Here is a 24500-nt window from a genome sequence, read left to right on the forward strand (position 1 = left end):
ACAAACCTTTTAACCTTAAGACAATGGCAACAATATTTACAAAAATAATAAATGGTGAAATTCCTAGCTACAAGATAGCTGAGAATGATCAGTTCTATGCTTTTTTAGATATAAATCCTCTTTCTAAAGGACATACACTGGTTGTACCGAAGAGGGAAGTTGATTATATATTCGACTTATCCGATGAGGAATTAGCTGCTATGCACGTGTTTGCCAAGCATGTGGCTCTTATAATAGAGTCTGTAATTCCATGTAAACGTATTGGAGTAGCTGTTATGGGACTAGAAGTTCCTCATGCTCATATTCATTTGATTCCTATTACCAAGGAATCAGATATGATTATATCAAATCCAAAACTCAAGTTGTCTTCTGAAGAATTTACTTCTATTTCAGAAAAGATTAATAGAGCTTTTGTTGAGAGATTTGAGAAGTAATAAAGTTGGTTTATAGTATATAATATAGAAAAAGGCAAGAATCGATTCTTGCCTTTTTCTATATTAATGTTATAATTTATTTAGTAGCTGCTTCTTTTTCTTCTAAAATTTGCTTAGATCTTTCAATTGCCACATAAATATCTGGACATATATTTTCCTCGCCTATGTATTGATTAAAACCAGCCTTTTGTAATGTTTCATGTACAGAAGGGACAACACCTGATAGAACTACAGTTATGTGTTCTCTTTTAGATGTTCTCCAAAGAGTCGTTAAGTTCTGTATCCCTGTGGAATCAATAAAAGGAACTTTTCTCATTCTAAATATTCTTACTTTAGGTCTTTCTTTAAGCGTGATCATTAATTCTTCAAAACGATTGGCAATACCAAAGAAGTAAGGTCCATCAATTTCATAAACTTCAACACCTTGTGGAATATCAATTTCTTCTTTTTTGAAAGCGGGTCCCAGGTCTTTGGTTAATTCTACCTTTTTTCTGCTTACAGAAACAATAGTTGTTTCAGCCACGCGCTTCATAAATAATAAGCAAGCCAATAATAAGCCTAATTGAATGGCTATAACAAGGTCGAATATAACTGTAAGTAGGAATGTTGTAAGAAGTACTGCGACATCAGATTTTGGATTTTTCATCAACGCCTTAAATGTTCTCCACTCGCTCATATTGTAAGCCACAACCATAAGCACACCAGCCAAGCATGCCATAGGTATGTATTGAGCAAGGGGCATTAAGAATAATAGTATAAGTAGAAGAATAATAGCGTGAATGATACCAGCAATTGGAGTTTTACCACCATTATTAATATTAGTCATGGTACGAGCAATAGCTCCTGTTGCAGGGATTCCACCGAATAATGGTGTGACCACATTGGCTATACCCTGAGCGACAAGCTCAGTATTAGAGTCATGTCTGTCTCCTGTTACACCATCTGCAACTGTAGCAGAAAGCAAGGATTCAATAGCTCCAAGAATTGCTATTACACCAGCAACAGGAAATAAATTTTTTATAGATTCCCACCCCAATGGAGGAATTTCTAAGCTGGGCAGCGCTGCATTAATTGTATATCTATCTCCAATTGTGGATATAGTTGTTGCTCCTGCATATTCTTTTAGCAAATAAGCTATAACAGTCATTAATATAATGGCTATTAGAGATCCTGGTATTTTTTTTGAAAAGCGAGGAGATATAACAATAAGGAATAAACTACCTGCTGTGATAAGTGTATTCCATATATCAATAGTTCCAAAGCATTTAAAGTAGAGAATCAGCTTACTAATAAAGTCGCCAGGAACAGCTTCTCCACCAAAATTAAGTCCAAAGGCATCCCCTATTTGTGTTGTGAAAATGGTGACAGCAATACCACTTGTAAAGCCGACAATAATGGGATAGGGAATGAACTTGATAATTGTTCCAAGCTTGAATAGGCCCATAGCAATGAGCATAAATCCAGCCATTAATGTGGCAGCTATAAGTCCTGAAGTCCCATAGTCTTGAATGATACCATAAATAATAACAATAAACGCACCTGTTGGACCCCCAATTTGGACGTTGCTTCCACCGAAGACAGAGATAATGAATCCAGCTATAATTGCAGTAATAATTCCTTTCTCAGGAGATACGCCACTGGCTATACCGAACGCAATCGCTAGCGGTAGCGCAACTATACCGACAATTACACCAGCCATTAGGTCCGACATAAAAGTCTCTTTAGAATAGTTCTTTAGAGATTTGAATAACTTAGGTTTGAATTCAAACATTTTGTAAAATATTAAATAGAAATTTGTAGATATTTACAAAATTACGCAAAATATGATAGAGTTTTAAGTTTTTGCTAATGTTTAAACAAAGGATCAAATTATGTGAATTTAGTTAAAACTAAAGCTCATCTTTGTTGGATTAGTTCAGAGTTTTTTATATGTTTGTTTGTGTGTAAAACTATCTAGTAAAGTATTTTTATAACCAATTTAAAATAATAAAATTATGGCTAAAAGTGTAAAAGGAACTCAAACTGAAAAAAATCTTTTAACATCATTTGCTGGTGAGTCTCAAGCTCGTATGCGTTATACTTATTTCGCAAGTACTGCTAAGAAAGAAGGTTATGAACAAATTGCTGATATTTTTACAGAAACAGCTAATCAAGAAAAAGAACATGCAAAACGTATGTTTAAATTTCTTGAAGGTGGTGCAGTAGAAATAACAGCATCATATCCTGCTGGTGTTATAGGTACAACTCTTGAAAACCTAAATGCTGCTGCTATGGGTGAGCACCAAGAATGGTCTCATGATTATCCTCATTTTGCAGATGTTGCTGAAAAAGAAGGTTTCCCTGAAATTGCTACTATGTATCGTATGATTGCAAAGGCTGAAAAAGGTCACGAAGATCGTTACCGTAAGTTTATTAGCAACATCGAAAACACAGCTGTTTTTGCAAGAGAAGGTGAAGTTCTATGGCAATGTCGCAACTGTGGTTACATCCATGCTGGTAAGACAGCTCCAAAATTATGCCCTGCATGTCTTCACCCACAATCTTATTTTGAAATAATGAAAGAAAACTATTAATTTAGTTATTAATAACTGTATAAAAAAAGGGGAGCATGCTCCCCTTTCTTTATATCTGAATCAGATTAATCTTCATCGGTTTCCTTGTAATCACCTTGAGACTTAATGAGCTCAATTAAGCGATCTACAGCTTCTTCTTCAGGAATGTTTTTTTCAATACATTCTTTCTTTTTGTATAGGCTTACTTTTCCTCTTCCTGCTCCCACATAGCCGTAATCAGAATCAGCCATTTCACCTGGACCATTAACAATACATCCCATAATGCCAATTTTTAATCCTTTTAAATGATTGGTTGATGCTTTTACTCGTGCAATTGTTTTTTCAAGGTTAAACATTGTCCTACCACAGCCAGGGCATGAAATATATTCTGTTTTTACAGTCCTTACTCTTCCTGCTTGTAAAATACTAAATGATGTAGAGTCTATTTGAGCATGACTAAGTGTTCCTTGATTGAACAGATATAATCCATCACAGAATCCATCCAATATTAATGCTCCCATATCTGCAGCAGATTTGATCTGAAAGTTTTCTATGTCATCTTCTTGATAATGTTGAAAGAATAGAAGAGGATTCTCAATACCCTCATTCATTAATTGATGTGCGAGAGCTCTGTGTTCTCCTAATCGGTTTGGATGATTTGATTGTGATATAATTACAACTTCAGGGTGTTTTTTTAGTAGATCAATCACCTGATCTGTCATTGCCATATATGGAATAAATAAAAACTTGAGTTTTGCATTGTTAGATTGCATAAGATCTAATTGCTCAAAGTTGAAGGCAGGCCATGTATGGTCTTCTCCGTTCCAATGGGAAGCATCAACTATATACTCAGCTTTTTCTTTTTCAATAGGGAGATTTTGACCAACATAAATATAATCGGGAGTAAAATCTTTATCTACATCTATTTTTCCATCCATTCTATCTGCTAGAACAACAGGAACATTATCTCCTCCTATATTTTTGACAGCAGTTGTTTTGCGGCGTTTAGGGGTTAAGTAATTAAATTCTGTTGCTTGGACACCTGGAATATAAGGGTGATCTTTTCTTTGAATAATATAATCTACTAATTTTTGAGCCACAGGAATTTCTTTTTCAGGAGCTTCACTCAAGGAAACTCGAATGGTATCACCTAGGCCATCTGCTAATAAGGCTCCGATGCCGAGAGCAGACTTAATGCGTCCATCTTCTCCTTCACCTGCTTCGGTAACACCAAGGTGAAGAGGAAAAAACATGTTTTCTTTTTCAAGAGTTGCTACTAAGAGTCTTATGGTTTGTACCATAATGACAGTATTAGAAGCCTTGATAGAAATAACTACATTGAGGAAATTCTCATCTCTGCAAATACGTAGGAATTCCATGCAAGATTCGACCATACCAGCGGGAGTGTCTCCGTAGTGAGACATGATTCTATCTGATAAAGAGCCATGATTCACTCCTATACGAATAGCAGTATGATTTTCTTTGCAGATGTTAATAAAAGAGGTAAGCCGAGTGCGAATTTTTTCAAGTTCTGAATTGTACTCTTCGTCTGTATAAGATAAAGATTTGAATTGTCGGGCAGGGTCTACATAGTTGCCTGGGTTAATGCGCACTTTCTCTGCGAACTCAGCGGCAACATCAGCCACTTTAGGGTTAAAATGGACATCAGCTACTAAAGGGACCATATAATTACTTCTCCTTAGTGCGATATTAATCTCTTTTAGGTTTGTAGCTTCTTTTATACCTTGTGTAGTAAGACGTACATAGTCTGCTCCAGCATCTACAATGCGCTTTATTTGAGCCACACTTGTGTCGGTATCTTGAGTCGATGTATTTGTCATCGACTGAATTCTTATAGGGTTATTCTTGCCTAGAGGAATTGCGCCAATTTGGACTTCGGAGCTCCCTCTTCTTGAATAATTAAATAAATCCATTTAGTTACATTTAAATTCAAATTTGATCTCTTTTAGATCTTCGTTTGCTTTAACTATTTTTCTTTTAAGACCATCTTTATATACAGACAAGCGTTCTGCTATATTTTCATCACCCAAAGCTAGCATTTGTACAGCAAGTATAGCTGCATTTAGAGATCCATTAATGCCAACTGTTGCAACAGGTATTCCTGGAGGCATTTGAACAATGGCCAAAAGGGCATCCATTCCCTCAAGAGTTGATTTAATAGGAACACCTATTACTGGTAAAGTCGTTGATGCAGCTATTACGCCAGGAAGGTGTGCAGCCATTCCCGCAGCAGCTATTATGACTTTAATACCCTTTTCTTTTGCGTTTTTAGAAAAAGCTTCAACAGCCTCAGGCGTTCTATGCGCTGAAAGAGCATTTATTTCAAAAGGAATACGTAGATCATTTAAAAATTGAGCTGCTTTTTCCATAACTGGGAGGTCTGATGTACTTCCCATAATAATACTAACTAGTGGTGTCATAATTTATTGAGTTATATAATTCTATGCAAAATAAAATGCAGCCTCTCGTATACGAAAAGCTGCATTATTTTTTCCGTATACTACATATGTTTTATTTGTTGATAATCTTTTTGTATGCTTCTGCATCAAGAAGAGAATCAAAATCAGCAACATTTGTAGGTTTAACTTTTATCAGCCATCCTTCACCATATGGATCTTCATTTACCAATTCAGGATTGTCTTCTATTTCTTCATTTTGTTCTAGAATTTCTCCAGAAATAGGAAGGAATAAATCTGATACTGTTTTTACTACTTCAATAGTACCAAACACTTCATTTGCGTCTAATGTTTCGCCAACTGTAGGTATATCTACAAAAACAATATCACCTAACTGATCTTGTGCGTAATCTGTAATACCGATATAAACGATGTCACCTTCTTTACGCACCCATTCGTGTTCACTTGTGTACTTTAACTCTTTAGGGAATTTCATAAATAAAATAGTTTTAAAGTTAATATGCTTAAACAATATATTTAAAAAATGACGAAATTAAATGATTGTACGTATCATTTAATGCAATCAACGTACAAGATAGCCCAATAATAAATCCTGCGAAAATTTCTCCGAGGTTATTATGCCCTAGAATCATACGAGTGGTTCCTAAAGCACCTGCTATGGCTGTAAAGATACAAATCCATTTTGTAGGGTCATATAAAAATAGGCTACTAAATGCAATAACTCCACCCATAACTCCACCTATAGCAGCCATATGTTCACTAACTCTCCATCTGGCATTGATGATTAAGTGGATTAATAGAATTATTAGTGATGCTATTATTATCCCGTTCATATACCAAGGTAAATCTCTTTTGAACATGATAACGGCGCAAAAGAAATAAGAGATAATGGTTAAGAGTAAGGGCATAAATCTTTGTTCGCGTTCATTAAGTTCAGTTAGTACACCACTATTGCTTTTGACAAGTCCATTCGTTTTTACATCTACCTTCCACTTGATGGGAACAAGAATAAATAAAGCAAAAACTACAGCACATGACAAGATGTAATTTGAAATTAGTGGTATTCTTAATTCAGCAAAGATGATAAATGTAAATAAATAGCAAAAAGTACTAATCATAAACGCTCCAATAGATCTTTCTCTAGGGTGCTGTTCTATGTATGATAGATGATTAATCTTATGTATGAAAAAGATACTAATAATAGGCATGACAATAGTATATCTAAATATAATATCTAGTATATAAAAAATATCTCTTGCTGTAAAAGTAAGATTTAAATGAGAAAAAAGGAGTAAGGCCACAAAAGATAAAAAGGGCACAGAAAAGGGAGTAAAAATACGAGAGAGTATTCTTGCACCACTCATAATATATGTATTGGCATAGGATTTCATTTATTTTCTTAATCTTGCTACTGGAATATTTAATTGTTGTCTATATTTAGCTACTGTTCTTCGAGCAATTGGGTATCCTTTTTCTTTTAATAAGCTGGATAACTCTTCATCAGTATAAGGATTTTTTTTATCTTCTTTTTCGATGCAGTTTACCAGTATTCGTTTTACTTCCCTTATTGACATCTCTTCTCCACTTTCAGTAGTAAAGCTATCTCCAAAAAAGTGCTTTAAAGAGAATATCCCAAAATTAGTCTGTACATATTTACTATTTGTGACTCTTGATATAGTAGAGATATCTAATCCTGTTTTATCTGCAACATCTTTTAGAATCATAGGCCTTAATTTTGACTCATCTCCATCCAATAAAAAAGGTCTTTGAAGTTCTATGATTGTTTGCATTGTAGAAATGAGAGTGTTTTGTCTTTGTTTTATTGCATCTATAAAGCCTTGAGCAGAGTCCATTTTTTGCTTTAAAAATAGCATTGCTTCTTTAGATTCTTTACTTTGATTGTCTCTGTTTTTGGTATGTTCTTCAACAAGAGTTGTAAACTCTCTATTTAGGCGAAGCTCAGGTACATTTTTATTGTTTAATGCTAGAGTTATATTGCCATCAAAAGTTTCAACAATGAAATCAGGTATTATTTGTTGAAGATTTTTCCCTATAGACTCTCCTAAGGAGGCTCCTGGCCTAGGATTTAATTTAATAATTTCATCAATTGCAGCATTCAGCTTTTCTTCGGAAATATTAAGTTTTTGTATTATTTTATCCCAATGTTTTCGCGTAAACTCTTCATAATAATCGTGTATAATATCCCATTCTAGTTGTTTTGATTTAGAGTCGGACTTTTTTGCAATTTGAATCAATAAGCATTCTTGTAAGTTTCTAGAGCCTACTCCAGGAGGATCGAATTGTTGAATAACTTTCAATACCTTTTCTATTTCTTCGATATTAGTATCAATGCCCATATATATAGCAAGCTCGTCATCAATGCTTTCCAGGGACTTTCTTATAAGTCCATCATCATCTAATGACCCAATGAGGTATTCCCCAATAGCAGCTTGTTTATCTGTTAAGTTTTGCTCACCTAGTTGTTCGTGAAGAATTTCATAAAAGGAGGTAGTATCTGAAAATGGAATTTCCTCTGGTTTGTTATCGTTGCTGTAGTTGTGTTCTTTAAGCTTGTAGTCAGGGATATCATCTTCAGTTAGATAATCATCAAGTGCATCATAATCTGCACTTTCCTCTGTTTCAGCAGCATATTCCTCTTCTTCAGGAGTCATTTCCTTTCCTTCTTCCAATGCTGGGTTCTCTAATAGCTCTGCATGCACACGTTCTTCGAATTCTAGTGTTGGTAATTCTAAGAGCTTAACCACAAGTATCTGTTGAGGAGATAGCGTCTGAACCTGTTTTTGTGTCTGGGTTTGTATTTGACGTGAATTTTGGACCATACTTTTAAGTGAGGTTAAATGTGTATAACAAATGTACAGAATAGTTTGTTAAACCGAAATCTTAGCTTACTATATTATAATGAATATACATTGTTTTGACCTTTTTTGCAAAAGTATTCGTGATTATGAATGTACTTTTAGGAATCTTTTCAATGGTTGAATATTATTGATGGTTTTTGAGTATTTTTGTTGTGTATGAAATTTTTTATAGATGTTATTTTGCCTTTGCCTATTCCTGGTGTATTTACATATAGCCTTGATGAGGCTGATCGTAATAATATTCAGGTGGGATGTAGAGTAATAGTACCTTTTGGTAAAAAGAAATATTACACTGCAATTGTATTTAGTATTCATCATGTCATGCCTCAGGAGTATGAAGTAAAACCTGTTTTTACTATCCTTGATAAATATCCTATTTTACTTCCCTCTCAACTCCAGTTCTGGGAGTGGATATCTGACTATTATATTTCAGCTTTGGGGGATGTGTTTAAAGCTGCTTTGCCTTCTGGGTTAAAGTTGGAGAGTGAAACGATGGTTGAACTTAACATGGATTATATAGGATCACCAGACCTGTCAGAAAAAGAATTAAGAGTTCTTCATTTACTATCTGATGATCCTATTCAATGTATTACCAAGATAGCCAAGGATAGCGGCATTGATAACATACTACCCATAGCTAACTCTTTATTGGAACGAGGTGCTATACTCTTGCGTGAAGAGTTAAAGGAGCAATATAGGCCTCGAATGGAATCGAGGATCCGTTTTACCGAAGAGTATAATCATCCTGATAAAGTAGAGCATCTATTTGAATTATTATCGAATGCTCCAAAGCAATTAGACATTGTTATAAAATACGTTGAGTTATCCTCTTTATTGAATCAAAAAGAAATAAAGGAAGTATCTAAGCATCGTCTTTTGGAGGCAGCTAGAGCTTCATCTTCTAGTTTGAATGGACTAATTCAAAAGGGTATCCTAGAAGAGTATGATATCGAAATAGGTAGGCTGCGGGTGGAAAACATACAAGAACAAGATTTACATCCTCTAAATAAATCACAGCAAAAAGCCTATCAAGAAATAGAAGAGGTCTTTGACACGAAACAAGTCTGTCTTCTTTATGGAGTTACTTCAAGTGGTAAAACAGAAATATATATTCATTTCATAGAGGAATATTTAAATAGTGGCAAACAAATATTATACCTATTACCTGAAATTGCCCTTACAACACAAATTACTGAGCGTTTAAAAAGGGTTTTTGGTGATAAACTTGGTATTTATCATTCTAAATTTTCTGATGCAGAGCGTGTAGAGATATGGAGAAAACAACTTAGTAGCAATCCTTATCAAATCATATTGGGAGTTCGATCATCTATATTTTTACCCTTTCAAAACTTAGGGTTAGTAATAGTAGATGAAGAGCATGAGACAACTTATAAACAGCAAGATCCTGCACCTCGATATCATGCCAGAGATGCTGTTATTGTATTAGCTCATATGTGTGGAGCCAAAGTTCTACTAGGTACAGCAACTCCTTCGATAGAGAGTTGGTATAATGCACAATATGGTAAATTTGGATTAGTTGAGCTGAAAGAGAGATATAAAGATATTCAGTTGCCCGAAGTAATACCTATAGATATTCAGGAGCTTAAGCGAAAGAAAAGAATGAGTGGTCAATTTTCTCCTCCTTTACTTGCTATGATGCGTGAGGCATTAGATAAAAACGAACAAATTATTTTGTTTCAAAATAGGAGAGGATTTGCTCCCGTTGTAGAATGTAAAACTTGTGGTTGGGTTCCAAAATGTACTAACTGTGATGTTAGTTTGACTTATCACAAAAAATTGAATCAGTTAACATGCCATTATTGTGGATACACATATCAATTACCAGATGTATGTCCAGCATGTGAAGCTAAAGATTTAACTCATAAAGGTTTTGGTACAGAGAAAGTTGAAGATGAAATAAAACTTATTTTTCCTAATATCTCTGTTGGGCGTATGGACTTAGATACGACAAGAACAAAGACACGTTATGAAAAGATAATATCTGATTTTCAAGAAGGGAGAACTAAAATATTGATAGGTACTCAGATGGTTTCTAAAGGACTCGATTTTGACCATGTGAGTGTTGTTGGAATTTTAAATGCTGATACAATGTTAAACTATCCCGATTTCAGAGCTTATGAGAGAGCTTATCAGCTAATGGCCCAAGTATCGGGTAGGGCAGGTAGGAAGAATAAACGCGGGAGAGTTATTTTGCAGACTCGTAGTATGGATCATCCTATAATTCCACAAGTAATAAATAATAGATATGAGGACATGGTGCAAAATCAACTTGAAGAAAGGCAGGTATTCCATTATCCTCCATACTATAGATTAATTTATGTTTACTTAAAACACCGAGATGAGAAGAAGTTGGATTTTATGGCAAGAACTATGGCTTCTCAACTTCGAACTGTTTTTGGATCTCGAGTATTAGGTCCTGATAAGCCACCTGTAGGTAGAATACAAACTTTTTATATAAAGAAAATAGTACTTAAGATAGAGAGAGATGTTTCTACGCAACAGACAAAGAAGGCTTTATTGAATATTAAAGAGAGAATGCTTGCCGATAAACGATTTAAGTCTTTAATCGTTTATTATGATGTAGATCCAATGTAATTAACCCAAGACGAATCAAGGCCTTAGAAAGAGCTATGTCTGAATTTAAAATGGAAGTATGAAAAAAGTTTTATTTGTCTGTTTAGGTAATATTTGCCGTTCCTCTACAGCAGAAGGTGTAATGCTAGAGTTGCTGACGAAGTCCAACTTGTTAAGTTTGTTTAAAGTAGATTCTGCCGGTATTTTAGGTGTTCATGCAGGTGATTTACCGGATCCTAGGATGAGAAAACATGCTGCAAGAAGAGGTTATGATTTGGTGCATCGATCTAGACCTATAGATGTAGAAGATTTTTATAATTTTGATATTATTATAGGTATGGATGATCAAAATATATGCGATCTTAAAGAAATTGCTCCTTCACCCGACGAAGAGAAAAAGATTCACCGAATGGTAGAATACTTAGTAAATCAAGAAGCAACTCATATCCCCGACCCTTATTATGGAGGAGCAGATGGATTTGAATTGGTTCTTGACTTATTAGAAGATGCTTGTGAAGGTCTTCTTACTTCTTTAACTCAGGATAACTAATACGCGTGTGATAAATAATCTTTAATTTTTCTTTGAATACCGCTTTTATTGTAGCAATATCTTGAAAGGTAATAGGACACTCTTTAAAGTAACCTTCTTCTACTTGGGTGTCTATTATTTTTTCTACTAAATGGCTAATTGTTTCCTCTGTGTATTCGGGTAAGCTTCGTGAGGCTGCTTCAACAGAGTCCGCCATCATCAAAATTGCAGTTTCTTTAGTAAAAGGATTGGGTCCAGGATATGTAAATTTAGCATCATCAGGTTTTTCCCCAGGATGCTCATTCATCCAAGAAATATAGAAATATTTGGTTTTCCCCTTACCATGATGAGTAGTAATAAAATCTTTGACGGCATTAGGTATGTTGTTTTTGTCTGCTAGTTTAATGCCATCATATACGTGGTTAATTACAATTTCAGCACTCTGTTCGTAGGTTAGTCTATCGTGGGGATTTATACCTCCAGATTGATTCTCCGTGAAGAATGCTGGATTCTCAGATTTGCCAATATCATGATATAAAGCACCTGTACGTACAAGTTGGCTATTTGCCCCAATATGCATAGCAGCCTCAGTTGCAAGGTTTGCCATTTGCATAGAATGTTGAAATGTTCCTGGAGCAACTTCAGACATCTTTCTTAATAAGCTATTGTTGATATTGGATAATTCTACTAGAGTAACGTTTGAGGTGAATCCAAAGGTTTTTTCTAGTAAAAATAATAATGGATAGGTAAATAGTAATAAAATACCATTGATTGCAAAATAGGTGTACATTCCTATGTTTATTTTGGATAAATCACTCTCAGAAATTAACTCTAAAGCTAGGAATACCATTGCATAAGATATAGTTATAACAAAGGCACTCTTAATCAGTTGTGATCTTTGAGATAATTCTCTTAAACTAAATATTGCAACCATCCCTGCTACAAATTGTAGCAAAATGAATTCGTGAGGATGACTTACTACTATGGAACAAATTAAGATAGTAGTAGTGTGAGCGACAATAGCTGTGCGAGAATCTAAGAATACACTTATAATAATAGGGAGCATTGCATATGGTATTGTATAAACACTTAAAAAATTATCTTCAATAAGTGCAGTCATGATACAATAAAATATGACAATTAGAAATAGGAGTGTTAAGCTTCTTTTCCTTTCATAAAAGTCTTTTCTAAAGAGCTCAATGTATAGCATAAATGTCAGCATCATAATAGCTACAAATATGACTTGTCCTATTAAAATTTGATGCTTTTGACTAACAGATTCACTCCTCTTAGTGGATTCAATTTTGAGAGATTCTAAGATGTTATAGGTTTTTTGATCGACAATTTCACCTCGGTCAATTATTTTTTGTCCACTTAATACAGCTCCACGTGTTAGGGATAAACCTGACAATAATTCTTCTTTAGCTGTTTCCGTACGTTCTTGTTCAAAGTTTAAATTAGGGGTAATATAATTATTTAAATCGCAGGCTTTTAGTTTTTCTGATTTAAAATGGACGCTGTCACCTTTTATCAAGGCTTCATAAGCAGTGCGAACAGTATAAAGTTTTGAAGTTTCCTTACCTGTGGCAAGTTTGTCCTCAGAAATCATTATAGTCTTCACACTATCTTTGAGTAGATACTTCATATCTTCGGTTGGAATGATTCCTACATCATAAATATTTTGTAAGGTTTTCTGTATATATGCATGATATAGTGAAGAAGGTAGTCTGTCTTTTAGATGGCTATGATAGTCTTCTTTGAATTTCTCTATGGCATTAATAGAAATGTCTTTATTCTTTTGAAAATAGGGATGGAAGTGATTGGTCAAAACACTATCTTGTTCCGTTTTTATTACTTGTTTTTCCTTATAAATAGGAAAATCAAAAGTTGCAATAAGTTGTCCATATCTCCATGGTCTATTCATATCAAATTGATAGTTGAATTTACCATCACGAGGTAAGAAATATACAATAAGTGCGACAGCACCTATAAATATTAAAACTTTATAAATGAGATCTTTAAAAGGAGTTCCTTGTTTGCCCTTTTTCATATTAATAAATTTGTATTTTGCGAAAAGTACGAAATAAAACCCTAGTATGGAAAAAAAAGCTTAATTTTGCTCTGTTTTATAGATTTATAATGAATTATGTCTGATAGAAAAGTAAGAGTTCGTTTTGCACCCAGTCCAACTGGTGCTTTGCATATTGGTGGTGTCCGCACTGCATTATATAATTATCTATTTGCTCGTCAACATGGTGGCGATATGATTTTCCGTATTGAGGATACGGATTCAAATCGCTTTGTTCCAGGTGCTGAGGAGTATATTCTAGAATCATTTAAATGGTTAAATATACATTTTGACGAAGGTGTGAGTTTTGGTGGAAACTATGGTCCGTATCGTCAGTCTGAACGCCGTGATATTTATAAGAAGTATGTAAAAGTATTATTGGATAGCGGTAAAGCATATGTTGCATTTGACACTCCAGAGGAGCTAGATAAAAAACGTCATGAAGTAGCAAACTTTCAGTATGATGCTTCCACTCGTTTGGAAATGCGTAACTCTTTAACTTTGTCTAGAGAAGAGGTTGAAAAGTTAATAGCTCAAGGCGAACAATATGTAGTTCGTTTTAAAATTGAGCCTAATGAGGATGTCTATGTGAATGATTTAATTCGTGGAAAAGTAGTAATTAACTCATCTGTACTTGATGATAAAGTTCTATACAAGTCTGCAGACGAACTTCCGACCTATCATTTAGCGAATATTGTTGATGATCACTTAATGGATATATCACATGTTATTCGTGGTGAAGAATGGTTGCCTTCAGCACCACTCCATGTTTTATTATATCGTGCTTTTGGTTGGGAAGAGACGATGCCTTCTTTTGCACACTTGCCTCTTTTATTAAAACCAGAAGGTAATGGTAAGTTGAGTAAACGTGATGGTGATCGTTTGGGCTTTCCTGTTTTTCCATTGGAGTGGAAAGATCCTAAGACTGGTGATATTTCATCAGGATTCAGAGAATCAGGTTATTTACCTGAAGCAGTCATTAACTTTTTAGCACTCTTAGGGTGGAATCCTGGAACAGATCAAGAGATGATATCTATGGATGAGCTTATTCAGCTTTTTGATTTAAGTAGATGTAGTAAAGCTGGTGCTAAATTTGATTTTAAAAAAGGTGTTTGGTTTAATCATCAATATATTCAGAGAAAATCAGATTTAGAATTAGCTAAATTATTTATGCCAACTTTAGAAGAGTATAATATTCATATAGATTTAAATAGAGTAACCCAAGTGGTGAAACTAATGAAAGATCGTATATCTTTCGTCCATGAATTATGGGATGAGGCTGGATTCTTCTTTGTAGCACCAGAGTCATACGATGAAAAGACAGTTCGTAAACGCTGGAAAGAAGAATCTGGAAAACAAATTTCTGATTTAGCTACTTTACTGGTAGGCTTAGATGATTTTTCTGCGGAAAATCAAGAAAAAGTTGTTATGGATTGGATTGCTGCTAATGACTACAAAGTAGGGGCAGTAATGAATGCTTTTCGCCTTGCAGTTGTAGGAGCAAGTAAAGGTCCTCATATGTTTGATATTACTGCTTTTTTGGGTAAAGACGAAACATTAGTGCGTATGCATAAGGCAGTAGAGGTACTTGGCTAAGGAAAATCTATGTTTTATAATATTGCAATATATATATATGGCTTCCTTGTTCATATAGCAGCACTGTTTAGTAAGAAGCCGAGGAAGATGGTACGTGGGCATCATGTTGTTTACCAATTACTTCGTCAACAAATTGAAAAAGATGCTGATTATATTTGGTTTCATGCAGCCTCACTTGGTGAGTTTGAACAAGGACGACCATTAATAGAAAAGATTCGTGCTCAGTATCCTGAGTATCGAATTCTTTTAACATTCTTTTCTCCATCAGGATATGAAGTGAGAAAAAACTATCAAGGAGCAGATGTTGTTTGCTATTTACCATTTGATAAGCCTAGAAATGTTTCCAAATTCTTAGATTTGGCCAATCCCAAAATGGCATTTTTTATTAAATATGAATTTTGGAAAAATTATCTAGATGAATTACATAAAAGACGTATTCCTACTTATAGTATCTCTTCAATATTTAGGAAGAATCAAGTTTTTTTTAAATGGTATGGAGGAACATATCGTAAGGTTTTGAAAAACTTCGATCACTTGTTTGTACAGAATGAAGCTTCTAAAAGGTTTTTATCACGAATTGATATAACAAGAGTAACTGTTGTTGGAGATACACGATTTGATCGAGTTATCCAAATTAAAGATCAAGCAAAAGATCTTCAACTTGTAGAAAATTTTAAAGGAGGTAGTCCGACATTTGTGGCTGGAAGCTCATGGGGGCCAGATGAAGATTTATTTATAGAATATTTTAATCAACATCCTGAAATGAAGTTAATTATAGCTCCTCATGTTATAGATGAAAATCATTTAGTTGAAATAATAAGTAAGCTCAACAGACCTTATGTTAGATATACAAAGGCTAATGGAGATAATGTGAAAAAAGCAGATTGTTTGATCATTGATTGCTTTGGTTTATTATCGTCAATTTATCGTTACGGAGAAGTTGCTTATATTGGAGGGGGATTCGGCGTTGGAATTCATAATATCCTTGAAGCTGCTGTATATGGGATACCTGTATTATTTGGACCTAAGTATCATAAATTCATGGAGGCTCGTGAAATAATTGAATGTAAAGGAGCTTATTCAATTCGTGATTTTGATGAACTGAAGGCACTTTTAAATCGATTCTTTGAAGATAAAGTCTTTTATAAAGAAACAAGTGCCTTAGCTGGAGGCTATGTTCATCAGCATTCTGGAGCTTCAGATAAGATTCTGAAAATGATTAATTTCTAAAAAGAAATTTCTCCACTTCCAATACATATCTTTGCATCTTTATCATAAATTACGCCAAACTGTCCTGGAGCTATTCCTTGAAGGTTCTCTTTAGATCTTAAGAGGTATTGCGTTCCTTTTTGGAATAAATAGCCTGGTGAATACTCTGGGGTATGGCGAATTTTAAATTTAATTTCAACACCTTCTTTTGGGAACTCTTTCCATGGATTCGCTGTTATGAAGTGAAAATCATTCATTGTAAAATGATCTCCATACTGAGTTTCTACATCAAATCCTCTAGAAACATATATAGTGTTTTCTTGAATGTCTTTTTTCATCACGTACCATGGTCCACCTGCAAGTCCAATACCTTTTCTTTGTCCAATAGTGTGGAACCAAAAACCGTTATGCTTTCCAAGAATCCTCCCTGTTTCTAGCTCTATAATAGGACCTTCTTTTTCGCCCAAGAATCTTTTTACAAAATCATTATAATTGATTTTGCCTAGAAAACATATTCCTTGACTATCTTTACGTTTAGCACTAGGTAGCTTTGCGTTCAATGCGATATCTCTGACTTCATGTTTCATTAGGTTGCCAAGAGGAAACATGAGCTTTGAAACTTGAAGTTTATCTATTTGTGCTAAAAAGTCTGTTTGATCTTTTAATGGATCTTTTGCTGTACCTAACCATGTCTGATCATCAATACAATGTGTGGAAGCATAATGCCCTGTAGCCGTAAAGTCGTATTGATATCCTACTTTTTCTTCAAAGCATCCAAACTTAATTAGTTTGTTACACATAACATCTGGGTTGGGCGTATAGCCTTTACTAACTTTTTCTATAGTATATTTGACTACGCTGTCCCAATACTCTTGCTGTAAATCTATAACGTCTAATGTTAGTCCATATTTTCTAGCTGTTGCTTGAGCTAACTCAATATCTTCTTCGGCAGAGCACCCCATGTACTCTTTGTCATCCATCCCTATTTTAATATAAAATAGATCGGGCTTAAAACCTTGTTCGCAGAGGAGGTGTACAACAACTGAGCTGTCTACACCTCCAGATAGCAATGTTGCTATATTTTTCATTATATAAAGTAAATATTAGTCATTTCAAACAATGATAAACTTCAAATGTTTAGTGATTTTGTTATTTTTCACTATCAGTAGAATCTGTGTGGCCCTCTTCATACCAAGAAGCATAAAAAGGGTATTGAGATGCAATTTTTTTATTTAGTTCTTCTGTTTGTTCAGGATTTACATTCTTTACAAATTTGGCTGGTACACCTGCCCAAAGAGTATAGGGCTCGACTATTGTATTACTTAAGACAACAGAGCCTGCAGCAATAATAGCACCTTTACCTATATGAGCATGGTCTAAAAGAATAGCACCCATTCCAATTAATGCGCCATCATCGACATCAGCGCCATGAATAATTGCATTATGGCCAACAGTTACATCATTACCAATAGTGACGGTTGATTTTTGATATAGTGTATGTAATACACATCCATCTTGTAAATTCACTCTATCTCCAATGTGTAGAGAGTTAACATCTCCTCTTAATACAGCGTTGAACCATACGCTACATTCATTACCTATAATTAAGTCTCCGATAAGTGTAGCATTCTCTGCAAAATAACAATCTTTACCCCATTTAGGATTAAAGCCTCTAACTGATTTTATTAATGCCATGATATTTAAATTTTAGCTGTGGCCTTTTTAAGCCATTCTTGTTCTTTATTGTTTAAGTGTTTTGCTAAAGTATCATATACTTTCTTATGATAGTCATTTAGCCATTGAATTTCTTGGTCAGTTAATATTTCTTTAACAATTCCTTTTGTGCAAATAGGGCATAATGTAATAGTTTCAAATTTATAATAATTGCTATATAGACCATCTCCAAAAGGAATAACTAATATTAAATTTTCAATTCTTACTCCATGACTATTATCTATGTATACCCCTGGCTCATTTGAAGTAAGCATGCCAAGGTGAAGGGGAATGGGGTTCTCATTCATTCGAATACTTTGAGGTCCTTCATGTACGCATAGAAAGTGTCCCACACCATGTCCTGTTCCATGTAGGAAGTTTTTTCTATTTTCCCAAAGAGGTAAACGTGCTAATATATCTATTTGACTACCTCTTGTGCCTTCTGGGAAAACCGCTCTAGCGAGTGCTATATGACCCTTTAAAACTAATGTGTAATCTAGTTTTTCTTCACTTGATAGCTCTCCTAAAGCAATTGTTCTTGTGATATCTGTTGTTCCATCTAAGTATTGTGCACCAGAGTCAACTAAAAGTAGCCCTTTTGGTTTTAAGGTTGCATTCGTATCCTGAGTTGCTTTATAATGTACTATAGCACCATGCTCTTTATATCCAGCAATAGTATCAAAGCTCTCTCCTATAAACAAATCTTGCTGTGATCTCAATTTATAAAGCTGGTTAGAAATATCTATTTCTGTTATGGATGAGTTTATATTCGTCTCTAACCAAATTAGAAACTTTGTAAGAGCTATACCATCTTTAATCATTGCTCTTTTTATATTTTCTATCTCTTTTTTATTTCTGATAGCTTTTAATAAAGCTATGGGAGAAGGAGTTTCTTTTTTAACTACTGATCTTTGTAATGATTGAGTGAGTTTTACATTGGTAACTTTAGGGTCATACTGGATTTCTGTTTCATGTATTTGAGATAAGAATGGATAGATATCTTTATATTCGTGTGTGTTTATTGATTGATCCTTTAGGTATTTTTTAAGTTCATCCGATATTTTTTTACTATCAATAAATAAATCGCAAGATTTTTGAGAAAGAATAAGGTATGATATGACAACTGGGTTGTTCTGTATTTCTTGACCTCTAATATTTAATATCCATGCTATCTCATCCAGCGCAGTAATCAGGATTTTTTTAGAACTAGAAGTAATATATTTATCTCTAATTTCTTCTATTTTTGATTTAGAGCTCTTCCCTGCATATTTCTCATCATAGATATAAGCTTGAGATGTAGGTAGTTCTGGTCTATCATCCCATAACTCTTGTACTAGATTACTGTCAGCATTCAAACTTAAATTAATCAACTCTTTCTTCCAAATCCTATATGTTTCAATAGGTGTTGTTTCGCTATTTATACCAATATTAGACTTTGATGGAAGGTTTGATTTTAAGAACTGGGTTATTGTTGGAGTTTCTTTAAGTCCATCTTTATAAAGAATAATATTGGTGTTAGCTAATTGTTGCGATGCTTGTAAATAATATCTGGAGTCAGTCCATAGACCTGCTTTTGTTTGGGTTATGACCACAGTTCCTGCAGAACCAGTAAATCCACTAATCCATTCTCTTGTTTTCCAATAGTCTGGAATATATTCACTCATATGAGGATCACTGGTAGGGATAATGACAGCTTGTAAATCATGAGCTTGCATTTTTTCCCTAAGGTTATTAATGCGCTGCTTAATTTTTGAATTCATAGTTTATAATTTTAGAGTATTTAGATATGGCAAAATTAAAAAAATATATAGGTGATGGGGTTATATAGTATTAATATACTGGAAAAAAAGCAGAAAGTTTTGAGAATTACGAAACTATGCTTAATTTTGCAAATTGAAATAAAAACATTATTTTATAAATTCATTGTTAAACTAAATAATAGAAAATGATTGTAGTACCTGTAAAAGAAGGCGAAAACATCGAAAGAGCTCTTAAAAAATTTAAGAGAAAATTTGAGAGAACTGGAATCGTAAAAGAGTTAAGAAGAAGACAACAATACGATAAGCCATCAGTTCGTAATAGATTTAAAAGAGAACGTGCTATTTATGTTCAGCAATTAAAAGACCTAGAAGATTAATATTTAACTCCCAATCTATGGGAGGAGATGAATTCTTTTTATTATATTCGTTATAGTCTAGTACTAGAAGCGATGATATATCTTGATAGATTTATAGACTATTTAAACTACGAAAGAAATTATTCTTCAAAAACAGTAAAAGCATATCGTAATGATATTGAACAGTTTTTCCAGGATATGTGTTTTAATAGTGAAGAGTGTTCTTTGAAAGAGTTGAATGTATACAATGTTAGAAGCTGGATGGTTTCTTTGATGGATCAAGGATATTCGACGGCTTCTGTGAAACGAAAACTAAGTTCTCTCCGTGTGTTTTCTCGATATCTTTTGAAAATTGGGGAAATAAAATCGGATAAGTTGAAATTGGTTGAAGGACCAAAATCTGGAAAAAACTTGCCAGAGTTTATTCAAGCAAAGGATATGGATAAGCTTTTAGAGGGTGAGTTTTTCGAGAAAAACTTTGAGGGCTTTCGTGATAAGTTAATGATTGATATGTTTTATTCTACAGGAATTCGTTTAGCTGAATTAGTTGGGTTAAATGATAGTGATGTAGATTTAGTATCAAGGCAGATAAAAGTATTAGGTAAAGGAAATAAAGAAAGAGTCATTCCTTTTGGTTCTTCCTTGGCTGATAGCATTTGTGAATACTTGAAAGAGAGAAATACTTCTATCGAAAATAGAAGTGGAGCTTTTTTTATTAGATCAAATGGTTTGAGGGTTTATCGAAATCTAGTATATAAGTCTGTTCAGTCTAGTTTATCAACCATCTCAACATTAGTCAAATGCAGTCCTCATGTTTTGAGGCATAGCTTTGCGACTAATATGTTGAATAATGGTGCTGACCTACAAGTTATAAAAGAGATATTAGGACATACTAGTTTATCGGCAACAGAAGTATACACTCATACGACGTTTAAAGAACTAAAAAAAGTTTATAATCAGGCTCATCCAAGAGCTTAAAAAAGGAGGTAACTATGATGGAAGTAGGAATTCACTCTATTAATTTTGAGGCAAGAGAACACTTAGTGAACTTTGTTCAAGAGGGTGTAGATAAATTAGAACGTTTTTACGAAAATATACAGAAAGCTGAGGTGTTTTTAAAATTGAAGGCTGATCCCGCATTAAATAAAGAAGTGGGCATCCGCATTCATGTACCAGGAACTGAATTATATGCTAGTAAAACTTGTGAGACTTTTGAAGAAGCAACTGATGAGGTATTAGAAGCACTGATCAGACAGCTTAAAAAATATAAGGCTCGACAAGTTAGCTAATAAATAAATTGCAATTCGTTTTGCAGAAAAGAAATTAATATTTAAATTTGCAGCCGTTTCACTAGAGTCATTGCAGAAATGGCTGCAAGTTTACTATAAGCCTCTTTAGCTCAGTTGGCCAGAGCACGTGATTTGTAATCTCGGGGTCGTTGGTTCGAATCCGACAAGAGGCTCGAAATTTTAAGGGCAAATACCAGAGTGGCCAAATGGGGCAGACTGTAAATCTGCTGGCTTATGCCTTCGGTGGTTCGAATCCATCTTTGCCCACCAGCTTATCTTTGCCGATGAGTTGTATTGCGGAAGTAGCTCAGTTGATAGAGCATTAGCCTTCCAAGCTGAGGGTCGCGGGTTTGAGCCCCGTCTTCCGCTCTATTGCTTGCTGTTATGGCTCAGTGGTAGAGCACTTCCTTGGTAAGGAAGAGGTCCCGGGTTCAAATCCCGGTAACAGCTCACAAAAAAATTGTAAGTGCTGATTATTAATCAAATAAATAACAAGTAAAGCTATGGCTAAAGAGAAATTCGTACGTACCAAACCACACGTAAATATTGGTACAATTGGTCACGTTGACCACGGTAAAACTACCTTGACCGCTGCTATCACTACAGTGTTAGGAAAAAAAGGTTTCTCTGAGACAAGATCATATGATCAAATTGATAACGCTCCAGAGGAAAAAGAAAGAGGTATTACTATTAATACTTCACATATTGAGTATGAAACAGCTAATCGTCACTACGCTCACGTTGACTGTCCAGGTCACGCTGACTACGTAAAAAACATGGTTACTGGTGCTGCTCAGATGGACGGTGCTATCATTGTAGTAGCTGCTACAGATGGTCCTATGCCTCAAACTCGTGAACATATTCTTCTTGCACGCCAAGTAAACGTTCCTCGTCTAGTTGTATTTATGAATAAATGCGATATGGTTGAAGACGAAGAAATGCTTGAACTAGTTGAAATGGAAATGAGAGAGCTTCTTGACTTTTACAACTTTGATGGAGATGAAACTCCTATTATTAGAGGATCTGCTCTAGGTGCTCTAGAAGGTGTTGAAAAATGGGAAGATAAGATCATGGAATTAATGGATGCTGTTGATACTTGGATTCCATTGCCTCCACGTGATGTTGATAAACCATTCTTAATGCCAGTTGAAGACGTTTTCTCTATTACAGGTCGTGGTACAGTAGCGACAGGTCGTATTGAAGCAGGTCTTGTGAAAGTTGGTGATGAAGTTGAACTTCTAGGTCTTGGTGAAGATAGAAAATGCGTTGTAACAGGTGTTGAAATGTTCCGCAAAATGTTGGACCAAGGTGAAGCTGGAGATAACGTAGGTTTATTACTTCGTGGTATTGAAAAGAGCGATATCAAACGTGGTATGGTTCTATGTCACCCAGGTCAAGTAAAACCTCATGATAAATTCCAAGCTGAGGTTTATATCTTGAAAAAAGAAGAAGGTGGACGTCATACTCCATTCCATAATAATTATCGCCCTCAATTCTATCTTCGTACAATGGACTGTACTGGAGAGATTACTCTTCCTGAAGGAGTTGAAATGGTAATGCCAGGTGATAACGTTACTATTAACGTTAAGCTTATCTATCCAGTTGCTCTTAACGTAGGTCTTCGTTTCGCTATTCGTGAAGGTGGACGTACAGTAGGTGCTGGTCAGATTACTAAGATTGTTGAATAATCTGAAAAAACTAAATAATGTCGGTTCTCTCTTAGAGTGAACCGACTATTCTACGGGTGTAGTTCAGTTGGTAGAGCACTAGTCTCCAAAACTAGGTGTCGGGAGTTCGAGCCTCTCCGCCCGTGCAAATCATAATTCATATGAAAAAGATTTTATTAAATATTAAAGAATCCTACGATGAACTTGTGCATAAAGTATCGTGGCCATCTCGGTCTGAGTTAACTAATAGTGCAGTTGTAGTATTATCTGCTTCCCTAATAATTGCATTAGTAGTTAGCGGTATGGATTTCTGTTTTAGAACATTAATGGAGAACGTTGTTTATCCAGGATAAAAAGGAAGGAATTATAAATGTCTGAGAACCAAAACAAATGGTATGTTTTACGTGCCATCAGTGGAAAAGAGGCTAAGGTTAAAGAATATATCGAAGCTGAAATTAAAAATACTTCTCTTGGAGAGTATGTATCTCAGGTTTTGATCCCTACTGAAAAAGTAGCTCAGGTACGTAACGGAAAACGAATTATAAAAGAAAGAAGTTACTTGCCAGGTTATATCTTGGTAGAAGCAAATCTTGTAGGTGAGGTCGCTCACCAACTAAGAAGTACTCCGAATGTAATCGGTTTTTTAGGAGGGATGGATAATCCTACTCCTTTGAGACAATCAGAAATCAACCGTATTCTCGGTACAGTAGACGAACTTCAAGAAGCTGCGGATAATATTGATATCCCATATCTTGTAGGTGATACTGTAAAGGTTACTTCGGGTCCTTTTAGTGGTTTCAGTGGTGACATTGAAGGAATTGATAAGGACAAGAAGAAGCTAAAAGTTATGGTTAAGATCTTTGGTCGTAAAACACCATTAGAACTTGACTTTATGCAAGTGGAAAAAGAATAATTAGTTGTTACGCTTTTTATGTCTTTTTTAAATTTTAAAATAAATAAAAATAATGGCTAAAGAAATTGCTGGATTAATCAAGTTACAGATTAAAGGAGGCGCAGCAAACCCATCACCTCCCGTTGGACCTGCTTTAGGTGCAAAGGGAATTAATATCATGGAGTTTTGCAAGCAGTTCAACGCCAGAACTCAAGACAAGGCTGGTAAGGTATTGCCAGTAATCATCACTTACTATACAGATAAGTCTTTTGATTTTATTATCAAGACTCCTCCTGTAGCGGTACAAATTCTTGAAGCTACAAAAGCTAAGAAAGGTTCAGCAGAACCAAACCGTAAAAAAGTGGCTGAGTTGACTTGGGAACAGGTGCAAACAATTGCTCAAGACAAAATGGTCGATTTAAATTGCTTTACAGTAGAAGCAGCTATGACAATGGTTGCAGGAACTGCTAGAAGTATGGGTATCTCTGTTAAAGGGGACTTCCCCACTAACATTTAAAAACTT

The 24500-nt window shown here is 34.7% G+C and carries 23 protein-coding genes and 5 tRNA genes; 18 read left to right on the plus strand and 10 right to left on the minus strand.

Features of this window, described 5'->3' with window-relative positions; genetic code table 11:
* The first annotated feature begins 23 nt into the window (after positions 1-23).
* A complete protein-coding gene (locus K8V80_RS03040; protein WP_006743864.1) occupies positions 24-434 on the plus strand; it encodes an HIT family protein in 411 nt (136 codons plus the stop codon).
* A gap of 76 nt (positions 435-510) precedes the next feature.
* Here K8V80_RS03040 and K8V80_RS03045 read toward each other — a convergent pair whose 3' ends face one another.
* Positions 511-2205: a SulP family inorganic anion transporter gene (locus K8V80_RS03045; protein ID WP_006743865.1), complete on the minus strand. Its 1695-nt coding sequence runs from the start codon at positions 2203-2205 to the stop codon at positions 511-513.
* 223 nt (positions 2206-2428) lie between these two features.
* Between K8V80_RS03045 and rbr the strand changes: the two genes are divergently transcribed.
* Positions 2429-3007, plus strand: a complete 579-nt coding sequence (rbr, locus tag K8V80_RS03050; RefSeq protein ID WP_006743866.1) for a rubrerythrin — start codon at positions 2429-2431, stop codon at positions 3005-3007.
* A gap of 65 nt (positions 3008-3072) precedes the next feature.
* Here the strand turns inward: rbr and K8V80_RS03055 are convergent, their stop codons facing one another.
* The 5 genes from K8V80_RS03055 to rpoN form a co-directional block, all read right to left on the minus strand.
* Positions 3073-4920 carry a 4-hydroxy-3-methylbut-2-en-1-yl diphosphate synthase gene (locus tag K8V80_RS03055; RefSeq protein WP_276775382.1) on the minus strand — a complete coding sequence of 616 codons (1848 nt, stop codon included), beginning with the start codon at positions 4918-4920 and terminating at the stop codon, positions 3073-3075.
* On the minus strand, positions 4921-5427 hold the full coding sequence (purE, locus tag K8V80_RS03060; RefSeq protein WP_006743868.1) for a 5-(carboxyamino)imidazole ribonucleotide mutase: 507 nt from the start codon (positions 5425-5427) through the stop codon (positions 4921-4923).
* A gap of 91 nt (positions 5428-5518) precedes the next feature.
* A complete protein-coding gene (gene gcvH / locus K8V80_RS03065; protein WP_006743869.1) occupies positions 5519-5899 on the minus strand; it encodes a glycine cleavage system protein GcvH in 381 nt (126 codons plus the stop codon).
* A gap of 28 nt (positions 5900-5927) precedes the next feature.
* Positions 5928-6815 carry a hypothetical protein gene (locus tag K8V80_RS03070; protein WP_006743870.1) on the minus strand — a complete coding sequence of 296 codons (888 nt, stop codon included), beginning with the start codon at positions 6813-6815 and terminating at the stop codon, positions 5928-5930.
* Positions 6816-8264: an RNA polymerase factor sigma-54 gene (rpoN, locus tag K8V80_RS03075; protein WP_276775386.1), complete on the minus strand. Its 1449-nt coding sequence runs from the start codon at positions 8262-8264 to the stop codon at positions 6816-6818. It lies immediately after the preceding gene.
* 195 nt (positions 8265-8459) lie between these two features.
* Between rpoN and priA the strand changes: the two genes are divergently transcribed.
* Together priA and K8V80_RS03085 are read left to right on the plus strand one after the other, a co-directional pair.
* Positions 8460-10919, plus strand: coding sequence for a replication restart helicase PriA (priA, locus tag K8V80_RS03080; protein ID WP_276775387.1), 2460 nt, complete (start codon positions 8460-8462; stop codon positions 10917-10919).
* Positions 10920-10977: 58 nt separating this feature from the next.
* A complete protein-coding gene (locus K8V80_RS03085) occupies positions 10978-11448 on the plus strand; it encodes a low molecular weight protein-tyrosine-phosphatase (protein WP_276775389.1) in 471 nt (156 codons plus the stop codon).
* Here the strand turns inward: K8V80_RS03085 and K8V80_RS03090 are convergent.
* A complete protein-coding gene (locus K8V80_RS03090) occupies positions 11423-13483 on the minus strand; it encodes an HD family phosphohydrolase (RefSeq protein ID WP_423773054.1) in 2061 nt (686 codons plus the stop codon). The genes K8V80_RS03085 and K8V80_RS03090 overlap by 26 nt on opposite strands.
* Before the next feature lie 90 nt (positions 13484-13573).
* Here K8V80_RS03090 and gltX point away from each other — a divergent pair, with 90 nt between their 5' ends.
* A complete protein-coding gene (gene gltX, locus K8V80_RS03095) occupies positions 13574-15091 on the plus strand; it encodes a glutamate--tRNA ligase (protein WP_276775393.1) in 1518 nt (505 codons plus the stop codon).
* Positions 15092-15100: 9 nt separating this feature from the next.
* Entirely contained in the window at positions 15101-16321 is a 1221-nt protein-coding gene (locus K8V80_RS03100; RefSeq protein ID WP_276775395.1) for a 3-deoxy-D-manno-octulosonic acid transferase, read from the plus strand.
* On the opposite strand, the gene mnmA is transcribed toward K8V80_RS03100, so the two are convergent.
* From mnmA to K8V80_RS03115, 3 genes are all read right to left on the minus strand, one after another.
* Entirely contained in the window at positions 16318-17388 is a 1071-nt protein-coding gene (gene mnmA / locus K8V80_RS03105) for a tRNA 2-thiouridine(34) synthase MnmA (RefSeq protein ID WP_276775397.1), read from the minus strand. The two genes, K8V80_RS03100 and mnmA, sit on opposite strands and share 4 nt — an antisense overlap.
* Before the next feature lie 61 nt (positions 17389-17449).
* Positions 17450-17995: a gamma carbonic anhydrase family protein gene (locus K8V80_RS03110; RefSeq protein ID WP_006743878.1), complete on the minus strand. Its 546-nt coding sequence runs from the start codon at positions 17993-17995 to the stop codon at positions 17450-17452.
* A 5-nt stretch (positions 17996-18000) separates the two neighbouring features.
* A complete protein-coding gene (locus K8V80_RS03115; RefSeq protein ID WP_276775399.1) occupies positions 18001-19773 on the minus strand; it encodes an aminopeptidase P family protein in 1773 nt (590 codons plus the stop codon).
* A gap of 185 nt (positions 19774-19958) precedes the next feature.
* Between K8V80_RS03115 and rpsU the strand changes: the two genes are divergently transcribed.
* The 12 genes from rpsU to rplK all read left to right on the plus strand — a co-directional run bounded on the left by rpsU (position 19959) and on the right by rplK (position 24494).
* Positions 19959-20150 carry a 30S ribosomal protein S21 gene (gene rpsU / locus K8V80_RS03120; protein ID WP_006743881.1) on the plus strand — a complete coding sequence of 64 codons (192 nt, stop codon included), beginning with the start codon at positions 19959-19961 and terminating at the stop codon, positions 20148-20150.
* 75 nt (positions 20151-20225) lie between these two features.
* Positions 20226-21107, plus strand: a complete 882-nt coding sequence (locus tag K8V80_RS03125) for a tyrosine-type recombinase/integrase (protein WP_172633432.1) — start codon at positions 20226-20228, stop codon at positions 21105-21107.
* 17 nt (positions 21108-21124) lie between these two features.
* Positions 21125-21418 carry a ribosome hibernation-promoting factor, HPF/YfiA family gene (hpf, locus tag K8V80_RS03130; RefSeq protein WP_040310274.1) on the plus strand — a complete coding sequence of 98 codons (294 nt, stop codon included), beginning with the start codon at positions 21125-21127 and terminating at the stop codon, positions 21416-21418.
* A 99-nt stretch (positions 21419-21517) separates the two neighbouring features.
* Positions 21518-21591, plus strand: a tRNA-Thr gene (locus tag K8V80_RS03135).
* Between the two features lie 11 nt (positions 21592-21602).
* A tRNA-Tyr gene (locus K8V80_RS03140) sits at positions 21603-21688 on the plus strand.
* Positions 21689-21714: 26 nt separating this feature from the next.
* Positions 21715-21787, plus strand: a tRNA-Gly gene (locus tag K8V80_RS03145).
* Between the two features lie 9 nt (positions 21788-21796).
* Positions 21797-21868 (plus strand) — tRNA-Thr (locus K8V80_RS03150).
* Between the two features lie 53 nt (positions 21869-21921).
* Positions 21922-23106 (plus strand): elongation factor Tu, encoded by a 1185-nt coding sequence (gene tuf, locus K8V80_RS03155; RefSeq protein WP_006743884.1) that lies wholly within the window; start codon positions 21922-21924, stop codon positions 23104-23106.
* Positions 23107-23158: 52 nt separating this feature from the next.
* Positions 23159-23231: transfer RNA gene (locus tag K8V80_RS03160), tRNA-Trp, on the plus strand.
* A 15-nt stretch (positions 23232-23246) separates the two neighbouring features.
* Positions 23247-23438, plus strand: coding sequence for a preprotein translocase subunit SecE (gene secE / locus K8V80_RS03165; RefSeq protein ID WP_006743885.1), 192 nt, complete (start codon positions 23247-23249; stop codon positions 23436-23438).
* Positions 23439-23455: 17 nt separating this feature from the next.
* Positions 23456-23998, plus strand: a complete 543-nt coding sequence (gene nusG / locus K8V80_RS03170) for a transcription termination/antitermination protein NusG (protein WP_006743886.1) — start codon at positions 23456-23458, stop codon at positions 23996-23998.
* Between the two features lie 52 nt (positions 23999-24050).
* On the plus strand, positions 24051-24494 hold the full coding sequence (rplK, locus tag K8V80_RS03175) for a 50S ribosomal protein L11 (RefSeq protein ID WP_006743887.1): 444 nt from the start codon (positions 24051-24053) through the stop codon (positions 24492-24494).
* Positions 24495-24500 lie beyond the last annotated feature (6 nt).

The sequence above is a fragment of the Bacteroides coprosuis genome (genome assembly GCF_020741705.1).
GTDB lineage: Bacteria > Bacteroidota > Bacteroidia > Bacteroidales > Bacteroidaceae > Bacteroides_E > Bacteroides_E coprosuis.